Source organism: Tropicibacter oceani (assembly GCF_029958925.1).
Lineage (GTDB): Bacteria > Pseudomonadota > Alphaproteobacteria > Rhodobacterales > Rhodobacteraceae > Pacificoceanicola > Pacificoceanicola oceani.
This window is the reverse complement of the sequence record NZ_CP124616.1, coordinates 951341-972114: the sequence shown is the minus strand read 5'-3', so window position 1 is coordinate 972114 and position 20774 is coordinate 951341. Positions and strand designations below refer to the sequence as shown.

General features: G+C 64.8%; 23 protein-coding genes. 7 read left to right on the top strand and 16 right to left on the bottom strand.

Translation table 11 applies throughout. The annotated features are described in order from the left end of the window. The first annotated feature begins 210 nt into the window (after positions 1-210). Both greA and QF118_RS04590 read left to right on the top strand, forming a co-directional pair. Positions 211-681, top strand: a complete 471-nt coding sequence (greA, locus tag QF118_RS04595) for a transcription elongation factor GreA (RefSeq protein ID WP_282302404.1) — start codon at positions 211-213, stop codon at positions 679-681. A 6-nt stretch (positions 682-687) separates the two neighbouring features. Next, complete coding sequence (locus tag QF118_RS04590; protein WP_282301471.1) at positions 688-1689, top strand: hypothetical protein; 1002 nt, start codon at positions 688-690, stop codon at positions 1687-1689. A gap of 60 nt (positions 1690-1749) precedes the next feature. Here the strand turns inward: QF118_RS04590 and QF118_RS04585 are convergent, their stop codons facing one another. The 5 genes from QF118_RS04585 to QF118_RS04565 all read right to left on the bottom strand — a co-directional run bounded on the left by QF118_RS04585 (position 1750) and on the right by QF118_RS04565 (position 6316). Further along, the gene (locus QF118_RS04585; RefSeq protein WP_282302403.1) at positions 1750-3816 is read right to left on the bottom strand and encodes a molybdenum cofactor synthesis domain-containing protein; all 2067 of its coding nucleotides are present in this window, start codon (positions 3814-3816) and stop codon (positions 1750-1752) included. Between the two features lie 20 nt (positions 3817-3836). Beyond that, positions 3837-4328, bottom strand: coding sequence for a molybdopterin-guanine dinucleotide biosynthesis protein B (gene mobB / locus QF118_RS04580; RefSeq protein ID WP_282301470.1), 492 nt, complete (start codon positions 4326-4328; stop codon positions 3837-3839). Continuing rightward, positions 4325-4954 (bottom strand): molybdenum cofactor guanylyltransferase MobA, encoded by a 630-nt coding sequence (mobA, locus tag QF118_RS04575; protein ID WP_282301469.1) that lies wholly within the window; start codon positions 4952-4954, stop codon positions 4325-4327. The genes mobB and mobA overlap by 4 nt, the downstream gene beginning before the upstream one ends. Beyond that, the gene (locus tag QF118_RS04570; RefSeq protein WP_282301468.1) at positions 4951-5367 is read right to left on the bottom strand and encodes a cytidine/deoxycytidylate deaminase family protein; all 417 of its coding nucleotides are present in this window, start codon (positions 5365-5367) and stop codon (positions 4951-4953) included. Before QF118_RS04570 ends, mobA begins: the two co-directional genes overlap by 4 nt. Positions 5368-5443: 76 nt before the next feature. Continuing rightward, positions 5444-6316 carry a formate dehydrogenase accessory sulfurtransferase FdhD gene (locus QF118_RS04565; RefSeq protein WP_282301467.1) on the bottom strand — a complete coding sequence of 291 codons (873 nt, stop codon included), beginning with the start codon at positions 6314-6316 and terminating at the stop codon, positions 5444-5446. Between the two features lie 49 nt (positions 6317-6365). On the opposite strand from QF118_RS04565, the gene QF118_RS04560 reads away from it, so the two are divergent. Both QF118_RS04560 and QF118_RS04555 read left to right on the top strand, forming a co-directional pair. Continuing rightward, a complete protein-coding gene (locus QF118_RS04560; protein ID WP_282301466.1) occupies positions 6366-7064 on the top strand; it encodes an AzlC family ABC transporter permease in 699 nt (232 codons plus the stop codon). After that, entirely contained in the window at positions 7061-7387 is a 327-nt protein-coding gene (locus tag QF118_RS04555) for an AzlD domain-containing protein (RefSeq protein ID WP_282301465.1), read from the top strand. The genes QF118_RS04560 and QF118_RS04555 overlap by 4 nt, the downstream gene beginning before the upstream one ends. Here QF118_RS04555 and QF118_RS04550 read toward each other — a convergent pair. From QF118_RS04550 to QF118_RS04535, 4 genes are all read right to left on the bottom strand, one after another. Continuing rightward, entirely contained in the window at positions 7372-8022 is a 651-nt protein-coding gene (locus QF118_RS04550) for a hypothetical protein (protein ID WP_282301464.1), read from the bottom strand. The genes QF118_RS04555 and QF118_RS04550 overlap by 16 nt on opposite strands. A gap of 47 nt (positions 8023-8069) precedes the next feature. Further along, on the bottom strand, positions 8070-8204 hold the full coding sequence (locus QF118_RS04545; protein WP_282301463.1) for an aa3-type cytochrome c oxidase subunit IV: 135 nt from the start codon (positions 8202-8204) through the stop codon (positions 8070-8072). A 90-nt stretch (positions 8205-8294) separates the two neighbouring features. Then, entirely contained in the window at positions 8295-8747 is a 453-nt protein-coding gene (locus tag QF118_RS04540) for a DUF6173 family protein (RefSeq protein WP_282301462.1), read from the bottom strand. A gap of 12 nt (positions 8748-8759) precedes the next feature. Next, a complete protein-coding gene (locus tag QF118_RS04535) occupies positions 8760-9221 on the bottom strand; it encodes an Lrp/AsnC family transcriptional regulator (protein WP_282301461.1) in 462 nt (153 codons plus the stop codon). A 104-nt stretch (positions 9222-9325) separates the two neighbouring features. On the opposite strand from QF118_RS04535, the gene QF118_RS04530 reads away from it, so the two are divergent. After that, a complete protein-coding gene (locus tag QF118_RS04530; RefSeq protein WP_282301460.1) occupies positions 9326-9565 on the top strand; it encodes a DUF6356 family protein in 240 nt (79 codons plus the stop codon). A 3-nt stretch (positions 9566-9568) separates the two neighbouring features. Here QF118_RS04530 and QF118_RS04525 read toward each other — a convergent pair whose 3' ends face one another. Further along, positions 9569-10609, bottom strand: coding sequence for an MBL fold metallo-hydrolase (locus QF118_RS04525; RefSeq protein ID WP_282301459.1), 1041 nt, complete (start codon positions 10607-10609; stop codon positions 9569-9571). Further along, entirely contained in the window at positions 10609-12309 is a 1701-nt protein-coding gene (locus QF118_RS04520; protein ID WP_282301458.1) for an acyl-CoA dehydrogenase, read from the bottom strand. The genes QF118_RS04525 and QF118_RS04520 overlap by 1 nt, the downstream gene beginning before the upstream one ends. Positions 12310-12435: 126 nt before the next feature. On the opposite strand from QF118_RS04520, the gene QF118_RS04515 reads away from it, so the two are divergent. Beyond that, positions 12436-13383: an L-threonylcarbamoyladenylate synthase gene (locus QF118_RS04515; RefSeq protein ID WP_282301457.1), complete on the top strand. Its 948-nt coding sequence runs from the start codon at positions 12436-12438 to the stop codon at positions 13381-13383. Here the strand turns inward: QF118_RS04515 and QF118_RS04510 are convergent. Both QF118_RS04510 and QF118_RS04505 read right to left on the bottom strand, forming a co-directional pair. Beyond that, entirely contained in the window at positions 13358-13717 is a 360-nt protein-coding gene (locus QF118_RS04510; RefSeq protein ID WP_282301456.1) for a hypothetical protein, read from the bottom strand. The genes QF118_RS04515 and QF118_RS04510 overlap by 26 nt on opposite strands. Beyond that, positions 13714-14313 carry a YqgE/AlgH family protein gene (locus QF118_RS04505; protein ID WP_282301455.1) on the bottom strand — a complete coding sequence of 200 codons (600 nt, stop codon included), beginning with the start codon at positions 14311-14313 and terminating at the stop codon, positions 13714-13716. The genes QF118_RS04510 and QF118_RS04505 overlap by 4 nt, the downstream gene beginning before the upstream one ends. 132 nt (positions 14314-14445) lie before the next feature. Between QF118_RS04505 and QF118_RS04500 the strand changes: the two genes are divergently transcribed. After that, complete coding sequence (locus tag QF118_RS04500; RefSeq protein ID WP_282301454.1) at positions 14446-15243, top strand: protein-disulfide reductase DsbD domain-containing protein; 798 nt, start codon at positions 14446-14448, stop codon at positions 15241-15243. A 20-nt stretch (positions 15244-15263) separates the two neighbouring features. On the opposite strand, the gene QF118_RS04495 is transcribed toward QF118_RS04500, so the two are convergent. From QF118_RS04495 to moaB, 3 genes are all read right to left on the bottom strand, one after another. Then, positions 15264-18662, bottom strand: coding sequence for an efflux RND transporter permease subunit (locus tag QF118_RS04495; RefSeq protein WP_282301453.1), 3399 nt, complete (start codon positions 18660-18662; stop codon positions 15264-15266). A 1-nt stretch (position 18663) separates the two neighbouring features. Continuing rightward, a complete protein-coding gene (locus QF118_RS04490; protein ID WP_282301452.1) occupies positions 18664-20121 on the bottom strand; it encodes an efflux RND transporter periplasmic adaptor subunit in 1458 nt (485 codons plus the stop codon). A 100-nt stretch (positions 20122-20221) separates the two neighbouring features. Then, positions 20222-20764: a molybdenum cofactor biosynthesis protein B gene (moaB, locus tag QF118_RS04485; protein WP_282301451.1), complete on the bottom strand. Its 543-nt coding sequence runs from the start codon at positions 20762-20764 to the stop codon at positions 20222-20224. Positions 20765-20774 lie beyond the last annotated feature (10 nt).

The window sequence follows — 20774 nt, the reverse complement described above, 5'->3', positions numbered from 1 at the left end:
ACGGCCCCTCTCGGGGCTGGTTTTGCGCGGCCCGCTTGGGCCCCGCGCAATGCAGACCGGCGGAAATCGACTGATCCCCGAAGATCACAAATACTAGACTTTTGCGCGCCCATGTTGCACTGCATGACCGCGATTGCCATTCTGACCTGAAACATGCAGCAGCTGCGCGGCTTGGTCGGCCAAAGCACGACAAAAAACTGGAACGACCCCATGGACAAGATACTGATCACCCGCGCGGGTTTCACCGCGCTCGAAGCCGAATTGAAAAAGCTCAAGTCTGTTGAGCGTCCCTCCGTGATTCAGGCCATCGCCGAAGCGCGCGAACTGGGCGACCTCAAGGAAAACGCCGAGTATCATTCGGCCCGCGAAAAGCAGGGCTTTATCGAAGGCCGCATCCAGGAACTCGAAGGCATCATCGGCCTGGCCGAGGTGATCGACCCCAAAACCCTGTCCGGAACCGTCAAGTTCGGCGCCACCGTGACGGTCGTCGACGAAGACACCGACGAGGAAAAGACCTGGCAGATCGTTGGCGAACACGAGGCCAACATCGAAAAGGGCCTGCTGAACGTCAAATCGCCCATCGCCCGCGCCTTGATCGGCAAGGACGAAGGCGACAGCGTCGAGGTCCGCACCCCCGGCGGTGAAAAAAGCTACGAGATCCTGACCATCGAATACAAGTGAAGCCAAATGGCCGACGAAAAGCAATCTCGCCCGACCCCTCCGGGACTTTATGACCGCACGGACGCCAGCGCCGTGACCGGGGTCGAAATCGCGGCCATCGGCGCGACGGTGGTCTGGGTCCTGCTGTCAGGGGCCTATTTCCTGTTCGGCCAACCGACCGAAGGGGCGGGTATCCGCTTTTTGCTTGCACTGATGGTGATTGTCCTGCCCGTCGCCCTGATCTGGGTCGCTGCCCTGTCGGCCCGCTCGGCCCGCATGATGCGCGGCGAAAGCGCCCGCCTGCAGGCCGCCATCGACGCGATCCGCCAGGCCTATGTCAACCAGGCCCAGAAAGGCCGCAATGAACCGCCCCATCCCGGCCTGATGAAACGCCTGGACGAAATCGCATCCGGCCAGAAGAACCTCGAAGCGACGCTGGCCATGATCGGCTCGACCCGTATGGCCGAAGCCAGCCAGAACGCCGTGGCCGCAAATGCCGCAACCAGCGATGACCAACCGGCGCTGTCCCTTGGCACCCCGGCCGAAGCCCTGCAGCCACCGCTCTCCAACGCCGACTTCATCCGCGCGCTGAACTTCCCGGAAACCGCCGAAGACAAGGAAGGCTTCAACGCCCTGCGCCGCGCCCTCAAGGATCGCGCCGCAGCCCAGTTGATCCAGGCCGCACAGGACATCCTGACCCTGCTCAGCCAGGACGGCATCTACATGGATGACCTGCGCCCCGATCTCGCCCGCCCCGAAGTCTGGCGCACCTTCGCCAAGGGCACCCGCGGCCGCGCCATCGCCCCCCTTGGCGGCGTGCGCGACCGCTCGTCGCTGGCTCTCGCCGCAGGCCGCATGAAACAGGACCCGATCTTCCGCGATGCCGCGCACCACTTCCTGCGCCGCTTCGACCGCAGCTTTGCCGGTTTCGAACCCAATGCCTCGGACGCCGAGATAACCGAATTCGCCGGAACCCGCTCGGCCCGCGCCTTCATGCTTCTGGGCCGCGTCGCCGGCACCTTCGACTAAGGCCAGCCTCTTCTTCTTGGTGAAAATACTCCGGGGGTCCGGGGGCAGCGCCCCCGGCGCTCACAACCCGAAACTGCCGAACGGGATATAGCGCACCCTGTCCCCGGGCTGGATCAATGCCGCACCATCAGGCAGCTCGACCAAGCCCTCAGCCCAGCTCAGCCCCGACACCCGGCCCGACCCTTCGGATTTGAACACCTCTACCCGGCCATCGCGGATACGCGCCCGCAAATACTCGCGCCGCCCCAGCTTCTTGGACTTCGAAAACCCGGCAGGCATGTCAAAGCCCTGCGGCACGCTCCACCCTGCCCCCGCCAAAAGCCCCATCGCCGGGCGCGCAAAGATCAGTGTGCAGACAAAGGCCGCCACGGGATTGCCCGGCAGGCCGAACACCGGCACGCCCTCCCACAGCCCCAGCGCAAGGGGCCGCCCGGGCTTCAACGCGATTCGCCATTCCTGCATCGCCCCCGCTTCGCGCAGCAGGGCCGAAACATGGTCCTCATCCCCGGCCGAGGCCCCGCCCGAAGTCAGCACCAGATGCACCCTTTGCGATGCCTCGTCCAGGCGCGCGCGCAAAGCGCTGCGGTCATCGGGCACGCGCCCCAGATCGACCGGCTCAAACCCAAAGCGCGCGATCATGGTCAGCAGCATCGCGCGATTGGCGTCGAATATCTGGCCCGGCCCCGCCTCGGCCCCCGGCTCCACGACCTCGTCCCCGGTCGACAGCACGCCGACGCGAAGGCGTTCGAACACGGGCACGCGCCCCAGCCCGACTGCGGCCGCAAGGGCCAGATCGGCGGGCGTCATCAACTGCCCCACCTGCAACGCCACCGCGCCTTTTGTCACGTCCTCTCCGGCGCGGCGGGTATTGGCCCCGGGCTTCACGCCGCCGCGAAACGCAACATGCCCGCCGTCAACGGCGCAATCCTCGTCCAGAACAACGGTATCCACACCCTTGGGTAGCGCTGCCCCAGTCAGAACGCGCACGGCATGGCCCGCCGGCACCGCGCCCTGAAACGGGACGCCCGCCGCCGATCGGCCCTGAACCAAGGGCAGGACGACGTCCCCCTCAGGCAAGGACGCCGCAGCAAAGCCATAGCCATCCACCGCCGTGTTGGCCTGTGGCGGATTCGACCGCAGCGCCACCAGATCGCCCGCCAGAACTCGCCCTGCAGCCTGCATCAACGGAACCTCTTCGATACCGACCACCGGGGTCAGCCTGTCCTGCAGCATCCCCAAGGCCTGATCCACAGGCGTCCAGTCGACGCCCGGCGGCAAGGCAAAACAATCGTTGCGCAGTGGCGGCGGCTTCAGGGACACGGGTGCAGTCAACTCCTGTTCTAACCCCAGACCAAATATCCATCCTTCCTCTGGGGCGTTCACCGCCAGCATGGCAGCCAGACGATCAGGTGCAAGCCCCGCAAGCACGCGGGCCATCATGTCAACCTGCACGGCATCGCGGATTTGGCCGTTGCCCGTTGCGGCACGCACCGCAGCGTTGATCAAACCAGGCCAAATCTCGACGAACGCCACGGGGGCCGTCAAGGGATCGAACGGCCAGATTGCCACCTGCCCTGCAAACCGCTGCCGCAGGCGATTGAGGACCGGCAAGCCCATCAAGACCTGTGACCCCACAGCCCCCGCCCCGGCCAGTTGCCAACAGGTAAAACTGCCCCGGGCGCGCGTTTCGCAGGCGCGCTTGTCCGCAAAGGGGTTGGCATAGCCCGCCTTTGTCCGCGCCAGACCGTCAATCTCGCGTTTCAGAGGATTGCCCCAGAACGGCCCCGATGCGCCGCCAAACCCGCGATTGATCGCGCCCGCCACGTCAAAGCGGTTGTTGGCCGCCGGCGCATCCTCGATCCGCGCGGTCAGCCAGTCCCAGACGGCCATGGGATCGGCCTGCCCGGTCAGCGCCCTGGCAAAACCCGCAGGGTAGCCGAACGGGAAATCGAACCCGATCAGCATCCGTTCGCCTTTGGTCAGGCTGGTCTCGATCTGCTCGGCCAGGTCTTCTTCGGCCAACAGGCGGTTGCGCAGATAGCGTGGTGACTGCCCCGCCTCACCGATCCAGATCGCATCCTTGCGCGGGGTCGGCCCGGTGTCATTGCCCCCGGACCAATCGACCATCACAAAGCGATCCCATGCGATCAAAGCCCGACCTCGGACAGGATGAAATCGGCAATCGCCTTGGTGTCGTCCAGATCGAACACAGGGCGATCCATGTCCAGCGGCACATCGCTGGCCACCGCCCGGATCGTCGGATCGCCGGGCGCGATAAGGGTGTTGCCGGTGACCGCCCTGAAGGCCTCGACCTTGGGGTGACTGTCGCGCTTGTAGCCTTCGATCAGCACCAGATCGACCGGGGCAAGACGCGGCAAAAGATCGGAGAGTTTGGGCTCATCCTCGCCGCGCAGTTCGGTCATGTGGGCGACTCGATTGCGCGAAGCCAGGATAACCTCGGACGCGCCCGCGACGCGGTGCCGGTGACTGTCCTTGCCGGGGTGGTCCACGTCAAAACTGTGATGCGCGTGTTTGACCGTCGACACGCTGAACCCTCGCCCGGTTATTTCGGTCACAAGGCGTTCCATCAGCCCGGTCTTGCCCGCGTTCTTCCACCCGGTGACGCCATAGAGTTTCATAGCAATTCCTCTGCCCGGGCCAGATCCTCGGGCGTGTTGACGTTGAAAAAGGGATCAAACGGATCACTCGGGAACAGGCATTCGCGGCCGCCATGTTTGTCGGTCCACAGCACGACCTTTTTCAAGCCGTCCTGCAAGGCCGCGCGCAGGTCATCGCGCAGGGCCACGGGCCAAAGCCCGAATGTCGGATGCCGGATCAGCCCTGATTTCGATTTCGACTTGGTCTGTGCATCGCCCTTGGTCGCGGCCAGAACCAGGGGGTGCACCTGCCCTTCGGAGGCCAGCAGCAGGCGCGGCACCAGATCGCAGGGAAAGAACGGCGTATCGGCGGCGACGGTCACGATGGTGTCCGCGCCCTGTTCCGCCGCCCAGTCCAGCCCGGCCAGAACCCCCGCCAGCGGCCCGGCAAAGCCGGGAATGCTGTCGGCGATCACCGGTAGGCCAGTATCCTTGAACCGCCCGGCATCGCCATTGGCGTTCAGCGCCAAAGCGGCCACCTGCGGCCCGAGGCGATCGCTCACATGATCCAACAGGCTGCGCCCGCCCAAAGACAACAGCGCCTTGTCGCCGCCGCCCATCCGCGTGGCCAAACCGCCGGCAAGGATCACGCCAAGGGGTTGTTTCACGGCTTTCGCCTCCCTTGTTTGTAGGCGGTGGGCATCAGATCCGCCATGGGTTTGAAGGCCATACCCTCGCCGTCCGGCACCGCCACAAAGGCGTTCGGGGCGTAATCCAGCATCAATTCCCGACAGGGCCCGCAGGGTGGAAGCACCTCGCCCCGCCGGTTCACGGCACCACAGAAGAGGACGGTATCGTCGGGGTCCGCGGCCATCGCCATACCAATCGCCACGGGCTCGGCGCAGACACTGGCACGCGGCAGCGTACTGTCGAGATTCATGCCAATATAACGCGCACCCGACGAGGTCAGAACCACGGACGCCACCGAATGCCAATCGCCGCGTTGGCGGTGCTTGATGAAATCCCGCGCGGCACTCATGGCTTCGCGCATCCGAGCATCAAGACTCACGCTTTCCTTCATGCCTGACCTCGCCGCACGCGGCCAAATTCCTTTGAAGGAATTTTCAAAAATCTTCCCAGATTTTTGGGCGCCCGGTTCATGCCGAGCCCTTCCGTCCCGAGCCTTTCGACTCGTCCGGCACGCTGTCTGGATCTGCGTCCCAGTCCAGCCGCTCCTCACCTGACAGACAGACAAACCGCTTGCCACGCATCCGGCCGATGCAGGTCAACCCGACCTGACGGGCGATTTCGACGCCCCAGGCGGTGAACCCCGAGCGTGATGCCAGCACCGGGATGCCCATCAGCGCCGTCTTGATCACCATTTCCGAGGTAAGCCGCCCGGTCGTATACAGGATCTTGTCCTCGGCGCTGACACCGTTCAGGAACATCCACCCGGCGATCTTGTCAACCGCGTTGTGGCGGCCCACGTCTTCCATATAGACCAGCGGGCGGTCGCCCTGACACAGGACCGAGCCGTGGATCGCCCCCGCCTGCAAATACAGCGAAGGCGTCGTGTTGATCTTGTGCGCCAAGGCATAAAGCCACGAGGTTTTGACAGGCGTTTCCGGCAGGGTCAGCCCCTCAAGCCCCTCCATCATGTCGCCAAAGACAGTGCCAACAGCGCAGCCCGAGGTGCGGGTCTTTTTCTTGACCTTCTCCTCGTAGGTGGTCCGGGACGCGGTGCGCACCACGGCCACTTCAAGATCGTCGTCGTAATCGACGCCGGTGATCACATCGTCATCCCGCAGCATTCCCTGATTGCGCAGGAAACCAACCGCCAGATACTCGGGGTAGTCCCCGATGGTCATGGCGGTCACGACCTCCTGCGAGTTCAGGAAAATCGTCAGCGGACGTTCCTCGACCACCGAGATCTCCGTCAAGGCGCCGGTGTGGTCCGTGCCGGTCACCTTGCGGGTCAGGCGCGGTGCCTCGGGGTCAGGGGCGATGATATAGTCGTTGGGCAATTGCATCTGACCTTTGGCTTGGGTAGGGCGGTGAACGGGTTGCAGGGGACAAGTCATGGCGCAGCAGGATGTGATGTCAAGCTATTGGCGCGGGGCGCGGGATGCCACGCCCTTTCTTTTGGTGGTCATACCCTTTGCCATGCTGTTTGGCGTCATCGCCACCGAGGCGGGCTTGACCGTCTTTGAAACGCTCAGCTTTTCCGTGGTCGTGATCGCGGGCGCGGCGCAGTTCACTGCCGTGCACCTGATGTCGGACCATGCGCCCACCGTGGTCGTGCTGGTTTCGGCGCTTGCGGTGAACCTGCGCATGGCGATGTATTCGGCCTCGATCACCCCGCACCTTGGGCCGCTGCCCTTCTGGAAGCGCGCGCTGGTGGGGTATTTCCTCGTCGATCAGACCTATGCCGCCTGCATGCTGGAATACGAACGGCGCGACATGACGCTGGCGGAAAAGTTCGCCTATTTCATGGGGGTCACCACGCCGATCTGCCCACCTTGGTACCTGGCGACACTGGCCGGGGCCTGGATGGGCAATGCGATCCCGGCGAACCTGGGGCTGGACATGGTGCTGCCTATCGCCTTTATCGCCATGCTTGGTCCGGCGCTGCGCACCCGCGCGCATATCTTTGCAGCATTGGCCGCCACCGCGCTGGCGCTGCTGTTCGCCTGGGTGCCCTATAACCTTGGCCTGATCATCGCCGGGGTCGGCGGCATGATCACCGGTGCCGAAGTCGAACGGAGGACAGGGGCATGATCGACAAATCAGACCTGTGGATCGTGATCATAGGGCTTGGCATCGGCTCGTTCGGGCTGCGTTTCGTGTTCCTGGGGATCATCGGGGACCGGGCCATGCCGGAATGGCTGCTGCGCCACCTGCGTTATACCGCCGTGGCCATCATGCCCGCGCTGGTCGCGCCGCTGGTGCTGTGGCCCGCCGCCACGCAGGGCAACACCGATCCATTGCGCCTGGCCGCGGCGCTGCTGGCCCTTGCCGGGGCCTATCTGACGAAAAGCGTATACGGCGGCATGGGCGCGGGTGCGCTGGTCATGCTGCTGGGGGCCTACTGGCCCGTCTGAGCCATCTGCCCGTTGCCTGCCTGACGGGCTTCGAACTCGGCGATGGCGATGGCCTTGTCGTCCTCGTCGTTCTCGTACAGCTTGCGGTCGGTCACGCCGGGCAGCTTGGCGAACTGGTCGGCAAGGTTGTTCGGGTACCAGGTGCTCTTGATCGATTCGAAACCCGGCAGTTTCGACAGCAGCTCAGAGGTCGAGGCCGAGCATTGCGCCGATGCCACCGGCCCGCGCGCTTCGGCCATGCGCAGCGCGGCCTCGGCCACCTGCGGGGAAACCTGAATGGTCTGGATGCGCACGTGATAGGTGCGGCGCGCATGCGCGCGTTCGTAGAAATCCTTGACCTGCGGCGTGATGCCATACAGCACGTCGCGCATTTCAGGCACAGCCCGCAAACGCACGGACCCGGCCGGGTCAAAGACCACCCGCTGGCTGGGTGCATTGATCAACAGGCTGGTATGCGCCCCGGAACCGGACCGGTTGTTGATCATCGTATAAAGCGTCAGCTCGGTGGGGCCCGGGTGCCGATAGGCTGCTGCGGCGATCTCTTCGGGGGTCGAATCGACGCCCGATGTGTTCGCCGCGCATCCGGCCAATGTTATTGCCGCGCAAACGGCCAAAGCTATGGCGCGAAAACCCATAGGCACCCCCCCCCTGAAATCAGTCTTGGTGGATCGCCGAAAAGCGATCAGGAATTGAAGATCGCCATGAAGATCACGAGGCAAAGAATGACAATCACCGTGCGGATGGTGAAAGTGATAAAGCCTTCAAAAGTCTTTTCCTGAGCGGAAATATCCATCGAGCCGTGCTTGTGTTCAGCCATGTCAGCCAGTCCTGTATTTGCGTTTCGGATTGGATTTAGCGCATTTCCGCCGCCCTGTCACGGCACCAATCATGATGAAATGTCGCGGGCCTAGGTGGCCCCCAGTTCCCGGGCCAGCCGAAAGCCGATGCGCCGGGGCTCTTCCTGCTCGGTCTCTTTGGGTTGCGCGCTCAGGATCACCGACAACTGGCTGACGTGCTGAATCAACTGGGTGCGCGCCCCGGTTTCGTCCGTGCCGTAAAAGGTCACGATGTCCGGGTCGAAATAGCCCAGCCCTTCGATCTGCAGCACGCCCGCCTCGCCGCCGGCGAATCCCATGGCGACCTCGTGCTCTTCGTCCAGCTGTTCCTCGAAGTTCTGGATATACAGGATCAGCCGTTCATAGGCCCATTCCGCCGGGCTTTTCTGCTCGAACGGGGTCTGGGTAACCGACTCGGGCAGCACGTCGCGGCGCGGGGCCGCATCATCCGTGTGCACGTCCTTGCGGCGCGGCAGTGCGTCGGCCTCGTGGGCCTCGGCGGCGGTTGCGATCTTGTCGTCCATCACGGCGCTCCTTCACAGCGGCAGGGCGGTGGTTTCCTTGATCTCTTCCATGACGAAACTGGCAGAGATGTCCAAGGCCGGAATGCGGGCGATCACGCGCTTGTAAAAGGCGTCATAGGCCGAAACATCCGCCACCCGGACCCTTAGAAGATAGTCCAGATCGCCGGTCATGCGATAGGCCCCGACCACTTCGGGCATGGCGCCGATCACCCTCTGGAACCGCTCCATCCAGTCGGGATCATGGGCATGGGTGCGCACCTGAACCACCACTTCGAGCGGGCAACCGACCTTGTCGGGGTCGGCCAGGACCACGCGGGCGCGGATCACCCCGGCCTCTTCCATCTGGCGCACGCGCCGCCAACAGGCGTTGCGCGACAGGCCGACCTGTTCGGCCAGTGCATCCATCGACAGACTGGCATCGCGTTGCAGCAACCCCAGAATACGCCGGTCAAATTCATCCAGTTTAGACGTCATTTGTGGATGCTATCCCAAAATACCGGAATTCTCAAAGAATTTCGAGATCCGCTTTCAGACCGCGCTGACTATTCTACCCACGACACGCAACAGGAGCCTACCGCATGAGCGATCAAAGCCAGCCCAACAGCACCCCCTTTGCCCGGATTTTTCTGGATCACCCCGCCTCGGTTCACGAAAGCTATTTCCAGCACATGGGCTTTGCCATGCGCTTTGCCTTCTGGCTGGCGGTTGCGGCCGTGGCGGCGCTGATCCATGCCATCATTCCCGTCGCTTGCGAAAAGACGGCCAGCACCATCATCCGGCGGCTGTACGCCCGGATCGAGAACCGCGGCGCGCGCTAACGCTCAGATCGCCTGAAAGGCATAGGCCCCGTCGGCGCGCAATTCGCGAGTCGCCCGCCCGATGTGCCAAAGATGCAGGCAATGCGCCATCGCCTCGACCAGCGCCAAACCGTATTCGGCATCGCCGATCTTGCGCTTGAACAGCGGGGCAAAGCATTCGCCCGCCGACATCGGATGCACAAGATGCGCGTGCAGACGGTCCAAAGCCGAGTGGTGGTTTTCGATCAACTGCCGCATGCGCGGGGCCAGCCCTGTAAAGGGCAGCTTGTGCCCGCCCAGCACCAGATGATCGGGCCGCGCCAGCGTCGACAGGCGTTCACAGGCCTCAAGCCATTCGGCCACGGGATCGGCCTGCGGTTCGGTGGCATAGACGCCAAGGTTGGAGCTGATCGACGGCAGGATCTGGTCCCCGGCGATCACCAGATCGCAATCGCGCGACCACAGGGTCGCGTGTTCCGGCGCGTGGCCGTTGCCGATATGCACGTCCCAGGTGCGCCCCCCGGCCTGCACCGTGTCGCCCTGCTTGATCCGGGTGAAGCCCAGCGGCATGGGATAGACGCAATCGGCAAAGTTGAAGGGACGTTCGGTCAGGCGCTGCTGCAGCACCTTTGGCGCCATGCCGCAGTGTTTCCAATAGCTGACGGTTTCCGGCGCGGGGCGGTCCTGCGCGTCCAGTTGCAGCATCCGGGCAAACAGCCAGGCGGTGCGCGTGGTGATCAGCTCGGCCCCGTGTTCACTCTGGAACCAGCCCGCCAGCCCGATGTGATCGGGGTGGTGGTGCGTGGCGATGACCCGTGTCACCGGCTTGCCCTTCAAGGGGCTTGCCATCACCTGTTCCCAGATCGCCCGGGACTTTTTCGTCGAAAAGCCAGTATCGACGATGGTCCAGCCATCGCCATCGTCCAGCGCATAGACGTTCACATGGTCCAGCTTCATCGGCAGCGGCTGGCGCAGCCACAGAACACCGTCCGCCACCTCGATGGCCTCGCCTGGCTGGGGCGGGGTTTCCCAAGGATAGCGGATCAGGTTTTTTTGCGCGCCCATCACACGGCCAGATCGTCGGGCGTGATCGCCATCAGATCGGCATCCCCTGCCCGGGCATGGACAAACAACCCGGTGTGTTCCGGCAACAGCCGGGTGATGTAGAACCGCGCGATCCGGGCATGCGCGCCCTCGGGCTGCGCCACCGCTGCCCGCAGGTGGTAGTAGCTGCCCAGCACACGGGCAAAGCCGCGCAAAAAGGGCACCGCCCCGGCAAAGCGCCGCGGCATGTCTCGGGCAACCAGCGCCTCGATGGTTTCGCGCAGCGTCTCAGAGGCTTGCCAGACTGCCTCGGCCAGATCGGGCAGCGTGCCCTTGGCGCTTTCGGCAAAGCCTTCGATTTCATCCAGCAGACGATAGGCCGCCTCGCCGCCGTCCATCAGCTTGCGGCCCACAAGGTCCATGGCCTGAATGCCGTTCGTGCCTTCGTAGATCGCCGTCACCCGCACGTCGCGCAGGTACTGCGCCGCGCCGGTTTCCTCGATGAAACCCATGCCGCCATGCACCTGCACCCCCATGCTGGCCACATCGATCCCGGTATCGGTGCCGAATGCCTTGGCGATGGGCGTCAGCAAGGCGGCGCGCGCCTTCCATTCGGCGCTGCCGGTGGCACGGGCCATATCAATCGCAACGGCGCAATCCAGCGCAATGGCGCGGGCGGTGAAAATCTCGGCCTTCATGGTGGCCAGCATCCGGCGCACATCGGCGTGGCCAATGATGGTGCCCTCGGGGCTGTGGCCCTGTTTGCGGTCGTTCGCATAGGCCAGCGCGTGTTGATAGGCGCCCTCGGCCGCGCCGATCCCCTGCCCGCCAACACCCAGCCGCGCGTTGTTCATCATGGTGAACATGGCACGCATGCCGTCGTGCGGCTCGCCCACCAGCCAGCCGGTGGCGCCGTCGTATTGCATGACGCAGGTCGGGCTGCCGTGCAGGCCCATCTTGTGTTCTAGGCTGACCACCTTGAGACTGTTGGCCACACCGGGATTGCCGTTTTCATCCGGGATCAGCTTGGGCACAAGGAACAGGCTGATGCCCTTGGTGCCCGGAACCCCATCGGGCAGGCGCGCCAGAACCAGATGGCAGACGTTTTGCGTAAAGTCGTTGTCGCCCCAGCTGATGTAGATCTTCTGACCGCTGATCGCATAGGTGCCATCGCCGTTGGGTTCAGCCTTGGACGCCAGCGCGCCCACGTCCGACCCCGCCTGCGGTTCGGTCAGGTTCATCGTCCCGGCCCATTCGCCACTGACCAGCTTGGGCAGGTACAGCGCCTTGAGCTCATCGCTGGCGTGATGTTCCAGTGCCTCGATCTGGCCTTGGGTCATCAGCGGGTTCAACTGCAACGACAGGCAGGCCGCGCTCATCATTTCGTTCACGGCGGTGGTGACTGCCATGGGCAGGCCCATGCCGCCGTTTTCCGGGTCTGCCGCGATGGCGACCCAGCCGCCTTCGGCAATCGCCTTGTAGCCATCGGCAAAGCCCTTGGAGGTCCGCACCACGCCATTCTCAAGCCGCGCCGGGTCCAGATCGCCGCTGCGGTTCAGCGGGGCCAGTACCTCTTCGCACATCTTGCCGGCCTCGGTCAGGATAGCCTCGACCATGTCGGGGGTTGCCTCGGCATAGCGGTCGGTCCCGGCGACCTGCGCGAAATCCACGACATCGTTCAGAAGCAGACGGTAATCATCCAGGGGGGCACGATAGGGCATGTTGTCTCCTGATAGCTTGGCAAGGCGGTAATGCTCTTGTAGCAAAGGGTTTTGTGGCGCAAGGGTATAGGCCCCAGCACCACCTTCAACTGAAACGCCGCGTCACAAATCGCGGCTGGGGATGCCATGGCCAATCCGACGACCCAGACATTGACCGCCGATGCCGCAGGGCTGGATCAGGCCGCCGCGTTGTTGCGGCAGGGCGCGCTTGTCGCCTTTCCGACCGAAACGGTCTATGGCCTTGGCGCGGATGCCTGCAATGACCATGCCGTCGCCCGCATCTACGAAGCCAAGGGCCGCCCCAGTTTCAACCCGCTGATCGTGCATCTGGCCGATCTGGACGCGGTAAAGCAACTGGTCGTCTGGAACGATGCCGCCGAGGCCGTCGCCCGCGCCTGGTGGCCCGGCCCCCTGACCCTGGTCCTGCCGCTGCGCGACGGGGCGCAGGTGTCGAAACTGGTCACTGCCGGGCTGGATACGCTGGCCGTTCGTATCCCGCAGGCCCCTGTCGCCCGCGCCCTGCTGCGCGCCTTTGGCGGGCCGGTTGCCGCGCCTTCGGCCAACCGTTCGGGGCAGATCAGCCCGACCCGCGCGGCGCATGTCCTGCAAGGGCTGTCAGGCCGGATCGAGGCAGTGGTGGATGGCGGCGCCTGCCACGTCGGCCTGGAATCCACGATCCTTGGCCTTGCCGGCAAACCGACCTTGCTGCGCCCCGGTGGGATCACCCTTGAACAGCTGTCCGAAACGCTTGGCGCACCAGTCGCCGAACGCCGCGACACCGAAACGATCTCGGCGCCTGGGCAGATCAGATCGCATTATGCCCCGCGCGCACAAGTGCGCCTGAACGCGACCGATTGGAACGACGGCGAAGCGCGGCTTGGTTTTGGCGATGTCGCCTGCGATCTGAACCTGTCCGCCACAGGCGACCTGACAGAAGCCGCCGCCAACCTGTTTGAATTCCTGCACAGCCTGGATGCCACGGGCGCCGAGACCATTGCGGTGTCGCCGATACCCCATGTCGGGCTGGGCGTTGCCATCAACGACCGGCTTAGCCGGGCGGCGGCCGAGCGATAGTCGCCAGCGCCGCCAACAGGGGCGCAATACCCGCCTTGCTGGCCTTGAACTGCGGGATTGCCGCCCCGACAAGCTGACCGTCCTTGAAATGGTACAGCTCGCAGTGGCTGGCAAAGACCTCGACTTCGATCTGCCCACCTTCCCACTGCAGCGATACCGTCGGCCAATAGCCCCGCGTGGCGCTGATCGGCATTGCGGCCTGCTCGGACAGCAGGCTCAGCAGCTTGGTGGCGGTCTTGATGGCGGCGGGTTCGGGCGCCCAATCGGCGCTCCATTTCACGTCGATGCCCTGCCAGATGTCTGGCAGATCGGGGCCTGCGCCCCGCGCGGTCAAGCGCGCCCACCCTCGGCGGACAGCGCAAGCGCCGCGACCCCCAGGGTTTCCAGCGCCGCCTCCCATTTTTCCACATCCGGCAGGTCAAAGATCAGCCGCGCCGAGGCATCGCAGACCAGCCAGCCGTTCTGCGCCAATTCGCTTTCCAGCTGCCCCGGCCCCCAGCCGGAATAGCCCAGCGCCATCAGCCATTGCGCGGGCCCGGTGCCGCGCCCCAACTCTTCGAGAATGTCCAGCGTGGCGGTCATGCTGATGTCATCGCGCACCTGCAACGTAGTCATGGCCGACGCGTAGTCGGGCGAATGCAGCACAAAGCCGCGCCCCATTTCCACCGGTCCGCCAAAGTGCACCGCCCGGCTGGTCACATCGGGGGACATCGCAACATCCAGCTGCGCCAGAAGCGCCTTCATGTCGACGTCGCCGCTGGGCTTGTTCACGATCAGCCCCATCGCGCCTTCGTCGGAATGATCACACATGAAGACGACGCTGTGCTCGAACCGCGGATCGCCCATGCCGGGCATCGCGATCAGCATCTTTCCTGTCAGATCCGTGGTGGCAAGCGGGGTTCTGTCCTGCATGGCGGCGGCCTTTCTCATAAGTCCGTCCTTTCAACATGGCCCCGCGCCGCGGCACGCGCAAGGGAAAGCCGTGCGTGTCGGTCACGCCACCGTGCACGCACCATCGCCGGAACGTGACTTCATTTTTCATCTCAAACAGGCCATGTGAGCATGATGAAGATATCGCACGCCCTTTTTCCCCTGCTTTGCCTGCCCGCCCTTGCCGGCGCGGGCGGATATGACAACGTCGTTCAGGCACAGCTGCGCCCGGGCTGGCGGCTGCCCAATGGCGACCACATGGCCGCGCTGCACCTGACGCTTGCTCCGGGGTGGAAAACCTATTGGCGCGCGCCCGGCGACGCGGGCATTCCGCCGCTGTTCGACTGGCGCGGCAACCAGACCAGCAAGGTCGAGGTAAGCTGGCCCGCGCCGCACGTGTTCCACCAGTCCGGCATGCGCTCGGTCGGGTACAAGGGCGAGGTGGTGCTGCCCCTGCGCGTCAGCCTGCGCCACACCGGCAAGGACAGCCGCCTGCGCGGGATCATCGACATCGGCATCTGCAAGGATGTCTGCCTGCCGCACCGCGTCCGGGTCGAGGCAATCCTGCCCGCCACCGGTGGCACCCCGGATCCGTTGATCGCCGCCGCCATGGCCGATGTACCCTTTTCCGCCGCCGAGGCGGGGGTGACGGCCGTGCACTGCAAGGTCGGCCTAAGCCAGGCAGGGATGACCCTGCGCACCGAAATCGCCATGCCGCGCCTGTCCGGCACGCCCGACACCGTTATCGAAACCGCAGACCCCGACATCTGGGTCGCCGAACCCGAAACCCGTTGGGATGGCGGCCTGCTGGTTGCCGAAACCCGGTTGACCCATACCACCGGCGGCGCCTTTGCGCTGGATCGCTCGGGCGTGCGGATCACCGTGATCGCGGGCGACATGGCGGTCGATATCAAGGGCTGCGACCGCTAGGCGGCATACGCGCGCGGCCCCTACGCCGCGCGGTGCCGTTTCAGGCGGGCCAGGCCCAGCGCCAGACCGGCCAGCACATACAGGCCCAGCGATACAACCGCCGCCCCCAGGATGAACATCCCCAGCGCCGCCAACATCGCCGGCATTGAGGCGACTTGCGGCAAGGCCAGCGCCTGGGGCAGCGCGCCGGTCCAGGCGACGTGGCCCATGGTGGCCCCAAGCCATCCCAACAGCGCCAGCGCCCCCAGCCAGGTCAGCGCACGCACACCGCCCGCCCGGAACCGCAGCCCCCGGCGAAACGCGACGCGCATCCGCCCCATGTCGTGCTGTACGGCGATCAGGGCCGGAACGACCATCAGCACCAGGATCATCCCAAAGCCCAGACCGTAGACCAGCGTCACGACCGTCGGCTTGAGGAACTGCGCATCGTCCGACCGTTCGTACAGCAGCGGCGCAAGGCCCAGAACCGTGGTCGCGGTGGTCAGGAACACCGGCCGCAGGCGATCGGCGGCACCGTCGATGATCGACGGAACAATGCCCCTTTCGGCCGCGTATTCGTCGATCTGCGTCACCAGCACGATGGAATCGTTGATGATGATCCCGGTCATCCCCAGCAGCCCGACCACCGTGAACATGCTTAGCGGGATTTCCCAGGCCGCGTGGCCATAGATCGTTCCGACCAGCCCGAAGGGGATCACCGACATCACCACCATGGGCCGCGTCCAGCTGGCAAAGACCCAGGCCAGGACAAGGTATATCCCCAAAAGCACCAGAACCAGACCGCTGAGCGCATCGGCCAGGAATTCGTTTTCCTGTTCGGCCAGGCCGGAAATCCGGTAATCGACCTGCCGGTTCGCCGAGATGCCGGGCAGGATTTCCTCTTCCAGCGCTTTCATGATCTCGGTCGCGCGGGCCGGGTCGTCCTCGGATATGTCACCTGTCACGGAAATCAGCCGCACGCCGTTTTCACGCAGAACAGTGGAAAAGCCGGTGCGACGCTCGACGCTGACAAGGTCGGCCAGCGGCACGTATTCGCCCGCATTGGTGCGCATGTGGGTGCGCTCCAGGAAATCGGCGGTCAATTCGCCCTCGGGCAATTCGACCCGGATCGTCGCGCTGCGCGGACCATCGGGATAGGTCGCGGCCTCGATCCCGCCAAGCCGGTTGCGCAACACGCGCCCCAGCCCGTCGATGTCAAAGCCCAGCGCCTGCCCCTGCGGCGTCAGCTCAAGGATCAACTCTTCCTTGTCGTAGGCCAGGTTGTCCTCGACGGCCGACACCTCGGGAAAGCGGCTGACGGCAGCCTTCAGATCCTCAGAGGCGGATTTCAGGACCGCAGCGCTGGCACCATAGAACTGGACGTCCAGCGCATCGCCGCCCGGCCCCGACCGCCAACCACGGAAGGAAATCGTTTCGACCAGCGGGTGGCGCGTGACCTTGTCCTGCAGTTCCCCGACAAAGGCAAAGCTGGAATAGGGCCGCAGGTCGGCCTCGATCAGTTCGATCGAAATGCCGCCCAACTGGTCGGCGTCCTTGGTTTCGGCGCCGGACAGGCCGCGCCCGGCATTGCCGCCGATTTCGGCCATGACATAGTCAAGCGGGTTGGTGCCGTACCGCTCTTCGTATTCGCGGCCCAGATCCTCGGTCGCCCGTTGCAGCAGGCGCATCTGTTCCAGAGTATCGCTTCGCGTGGCGCCCGGCGCCATGGCAAAGTTGCCGGTGACCGAAGGCTGCTCGGGCGAGTTGAAGAACCGCCACTGCACGTCGCCGCGAATGAACAGCGCCGCCTGGCTGGCAAAGGCCACGACAGCCCCCGCCAGGACCACGTAGCGCGCGGCGATCACCCCGGCGACGAAAGGCCGGAACAGGGTTTCGCGGATCCAGCGGAATGCCCGGTTGGTCACGCGCGATGGCAGGTCGTACCAATGGTTCTTGACGCTGTGCGCCACCGCATGGGCCATGTGATTGGGCAGGATCAAGAAGCATTCGACCAGACTGGCCATCAGCACGGCAATCACCGTGAACGGAATGTCCCCGATCAGGTCGCCAAAGCGCCCGCCGATGGCGACAAGCCCGAAAAACGCGATGATCGTGGTCAGCGTGGCCGAAAACACCGGCAACGCCATGCGCCGCGCCGCGGTCTCGGCCGCCTCATAAGGGCCCAAGCCGCGCCGCGCCAGGTGGTCGGCATGTTCGCCCACCACGATGGCATCGTCGACCACGATCCCAAGGGTGATGATCAGCGCGAACAACGAGATCATGTTGATCGTCAGCCCCGACACATACATCAGCGCAATCGCCGCCAGCAGCGAGGTCGGGATGCCCAGGGCCACCCAAAGCGCGGTGCGCGCGTTCAGGAACAGGAACAGCAGCGCAACCACCAGGGCCAGTCCCATGGTCGCGTTGTCCAGAAGGATGTTCAGACGCCCGGTGATGGCCTCGGCCCGGGTGCGGATCAAATCAATGCTGACACCCTGCGGCAGCGAGGCGCTGAAGTCGTCCGCGACCTCCTGCACCGTCTTTTGAATGCCGATGGCGTCGCCCCGGTCGCTGCGGTCGACCCGCACCGAAATCGCCGGGTTTTCGCCGACGAAATAGCTGCGTTCGCGGTCGATCCCCTCGACCCGGACGCGGGCCACGTCGCCCACCGTCAGCTTGGAGCCATCCTGGTTCGACCGCAGCACGATCCCCGCCAGATCGTCGGCCGCGCGTTTTTCGACACCGGTGCGCACACGCGCGCCCGCGCTGCCCACATCGCCCGCCGGATCGGCGTTGACCTCGGCGGCGATGGCGGTAGCGATCTGCGCCATGGTGACGTCGTTGGCGATCAGGTTCTGCGATGGCACCTCGATCACGGTGCGCGGCGCGGCAAGCCCCTGGATGGTCGTGCGCGTCACGCCTTCGGCGAACAGGCGCACCACCAGTTCATCGGCAAACCGGGCCAGCTGATCCGTGCCCACGGGTCCGGTGATCACCAGGTCGGTGACCCGGTCGCGCCAATAGCGGCGTTCGACATCCGGTTCTTCGGCGTCTTCGGGCAGGTTGGTGACCCCGTCCACCGCCGATTGCACGTCATTGGCAGCGCGCGCCATGTCCCAGCCCGGCTCGAACTCGAGACTGATCGAAGCGCGTCCCTCGCGCGACGAAGCGGACGAGCTTTCGACCCCCTCGACCGTCAGCAGGGCCGGTTCGAGAACCTGCACGATGGCGGAATCCACATCCTCGGCCCCGGCGCCGTCCCATTGGACGGACACCGACACCTCATCGATGATCACGTCGGGAAAGAACTGCGCCCGCATGTTGGGAACCGCGAACAGCCCTGCGACCAGAAGCACGACCAATAAAAGGTTCGACAGGGTCGGGTGGCGGGTAAAGTAGGAAAAGATGCCGCCGGCGCGATCAGGCAGGGCACGTGCCATGTCAGCCCCCCATCCGTTCTTCGAGACGGGCGACCGTGCTGGCGGGAACCTTGTCCTGCGACAGTTGCGACAGGATGCGCGCCTTGGCCTCTTCCGGCATGCGGGTGTTTCCTTCGACAAAGGCGCGCAGCTTGGCGCGGCGTTCCTCGGTCAGTTCCAGCATTTCGGGTTCCTGCGGGGCAGGCGCACCTTCGCTGCGCAGCGGATTGACGCGGATGCCCGCCCCCAGCAGGGGCGTGCGTTCCGCCACAACCTCTTGGCCCTCAAGATCGCGGGCGCGGATCAGGACATCGTCGCCCTGCCGTCGCAGTACCGTGACCACCGCAGTCGCAAGCCGTTCTTCCTCGCCGATCACCAGAACCTCGCCCGCGGCGTTGACTGCCGTGGCGGGCAGCCGGGCAACACGGGCCAAGGGCGCCTCTTGCACCGAAACGGTGACGAAATCGCCGGGTTTGAAACCGCGCGGCGCGTCCAGCGTGGCGAACAGGCGGCGTCCGGTCTGACCATCGCCCACCGCCGCGCTTTCGCGGCTGATCTGGCCGCGCGCCTGGATGTTCGTGCCAAAGACATCCAGCGTGACCGTCACATCGGCGCGGCGCAGTTTGCCGTCGTCGTCCAGAAGCCGCGCGTATTCCTGCGTCGACACCCTGAACACCACTTCGAGCGCGTCTGCATCGACAATCTGCGCCAGCTTTTCATTGGTCGACACCAGACGACCGGCGACCACCGTCACATCCGACAGCGTGCCCGAGAATTCCGCGCGGATTTCGGTGTTGGCCAGATGCCGGCGCGCTTCTTCCAACGCGATCTGGGCGCGCTTGAGCTTGGTCGCGGCCTGATCAATCCGCGATTGTGCTGTCGCCACCGCCTGGCGCCGTGACAGCACCGCCTGATGCGCGCTGGACAGGGCCAGTTCTGCGGTTTCGACCGCCGCAGCGGTACCGACGTTGCGATCCACCAGGTCGGTTTGCCGCTTCAGCGCCTGTTCGCGCAGGGCCACCTGGTCGCGCGCCGCCTGCAATTCATCCTCGGCCAGCACGATGGCGCGGTCCGCTTCACGCTGTTCGGCCTGAGCGTCCAGCAGATCACTTTCGGCGCGTTCCAGCGCCGCCTGGGCATCGGCCGGGTCGATACGCGCCAACAGCTGACCCTGCGTGACCTGACCGCCTTCGACGAAATCCGGGTGCAAATCGATCAGCGTTCCGCTGCTGGCCGCGCGCAGTTCCAGCGTGCGACTGGATTGCACTTCGCCAAAGGCGCTGAGCACCGGCGTCACCGTTTCGAAAACCACCGGCGCGACGTTGACGGCAAAGACCCGTTCCCGCGCCTGCGGCACGCGCGGCTCTTCGGACATGCGGGCCTGAACCGCCTCGCGCACCATCGTTCCGGCGTAGAACATCAACCCCAGGGTCACGGCTGTCAGGAACAGCCCGGTCAGGCTTTTGCGTAAGAAGCGCATGTATCAATCTCCGCGGAGGTCACCGCCGTGCGGGACGGCTCAGGAATAATTCCCGGACATGCCCCGCACAATACTGTACGGGGTTATACGCAGGGGCGGATCACTTCCGTCGCAAATGTTCGTCCAAACGCGGAAAAATCTCGACAAAGTTACAAGGCCGGTGCCGGAAATCGAGCTGCCAGCGCAAAATTTCATCCCAGGCGTCCTTGCAGGCGCCGGTGCTGCCCGGCAGCGCGAACAGATAGGTGCCGCCCGCGACGCCCCCGGTGGCGCGGCTTTGCACGGCGCTGGTGCCGATTTTCTGAAACGACACCATGGTGAAAACGGTGCCAAAGGCGTCGATTTCCTTTTCATAGACATCGCGGTGCGCCTCGACCGTGACGTCGCGTCCGGTCAGCCCCGTGCCCCCGGTCGAGATGATCACGTCCACCTCGGGGTTGGCGATCCAGGCGCGCAGCTGGTCGGCGATCTCGGCGCGTTCGTCGCGGATGATCTTGCGGTCGGCAAGGCTGTGACCGGCCTCGGTCAGCCGCTGCACCAACGTGTCGCCCGAGCGGTCTTGATCCAGCCCACGCGTGTCGCTGACCGTCAGGATGGCGATACGCACCGGGATGAATTCCTTGGTCTCGTCGATACGGCTCATGCTATGTCCC

Coding starts and splice junctions, on each gene's coding strand:
- QF118_RS04585 (WP_282302403.1), bottom strand. CDS start 3,816: ATGGTCGATTGGTCCGGGGGCAATGACACCGGGCCGACCCCGCGCAAG.
- QF118_RS04560 (WP_282301466.1), top strand. CDS start 6,366: ATGGCGCAGCAGGATGTGATGTCAAGCTATTGGCGCGGGGCGCGGGAT.
- QF118_RS04570 (WP_282301468.1), bottom strand. CDS start 5,367: ATGAAGGAAAGCGTGAGTCTTGATGCTCGGATGCGCGAAGCCATGAGT.
- QF118_RS04520 (WP_282301458.1), bottom strand. CDS start 12,309: ATGCCCTATCGTGCCCCCCTGGATGATTACCGTCTGCTTCTGAACGAT.
- QF118_RS04535 (WP_282301461.1), bottom strand. CDS start 9,221: ATGACGTCTAAACTGGATGAATTTGACCGGCGTATTCTGGGGTTGCTG.
- QF118_RS04590 (WP_282301471.1), top strand. CDS start 688: ATGGCCGACGAAAAGCAATCTCGCCCGACCCCTCCGGGACTTTATGAC.
- QF118_RS04515 (WP_282301457.1), top strand. CDS start 12,436: ATGGCCAATCCGACGACCCAGACATTGACCGCCGATGCCGCAGGGCTG.
- QF118_RS04500 (WP_282301454.1), top strand. CDS start 14,446: ATGATGAAGATATCGCACGCCCTTTTTCCCCTGCTTTGCCTGCCCGCC.
- QF118_RS04505 (WP_282301455.1), bottom strand. CDS start 14,313: ATGAGAAAGGCCGCCGCCATGCAGGACAGAACCCCGCTTGCCACCACG.
- QF118_RS04490 (WP_282301452.1), bottom strand. CDS start 20,121: ATGCGCTTCTTACGCAAAAGCCTGACCGGGCTGTTCCTGACAGCCGTG.
- QF118_RS04495 (WP_282301453.1), bottom strand. CDS start 18,662: ATGGCACGTGCCCTGCCTGATCGCGCCGGCGGCATCTTTTCCTACTTT.
- mobB (WP_282301470.1), bottom strand. CDS start 4,328: ATGAAACTCTATGGCGTCACCGGGTGGAAGAACGCGGGCAAGACCGGG.
- QF118_RS04550 (WP_282301464.1), bottom strand. CDS start 8,022: ATGGGTTTTCGCGCCATAGCTTTGGCCGTTTGCGCGGCAATAACATTG.
- QF118_RS04540 (WP_282301462.1), bottom strand. CDS start 8,747: ATGGACGACAAGATCGCAACCGCCGCCGAGGCCCACGAGGCCGACGCA.
- QF118_RS04565 (WP_282301467.1), bottom strand. CDS start 6,316: ATGCAATTGCCCAACGACTATATCATCGCCCCTGACCCCGAGGCACCG.
- QF118_RS04545 (WP_282301463.1), bottom strand. CDS start 8,204: ATGGCTGAACACAAGCACGGCTCGATGGATATTTCCGCTCAGGAAAAG.
- moaB (WP_282301451.1), bottom strand. CDS start 20,764: ATGAGCCGTATCGACGAGACCAAGGAATTCATCCCGGTGCGTATCGCC.
- greA (WP_282302404.1), top strand. CDS start 211: ATGGACAAGATACTGATCACCCGCGCGGGTTTCACCGCGCTCGAAGCC.
- QF118_RS04555 (WP_282301465.1), top strand. CDS start 7,061: ATGATCGACAAATCAGACCTGTGGATCGTGATCATAGGGCTTGGCATC.
- QF118_RS04530 (WP_282301460.1), top strand. CDS start 9,326: ATGAGCGATCAAAGCCAGCCCAACAGCACCCCCTTTGCCCGGATTTTT.
- QF118_RS04525 (WP_282301459.1), bottom strand. CDS start 10,609: ATGGGCGCGCAAAAAAACCTGATCCGCTATCCTTGGGAAACCCCGCCC.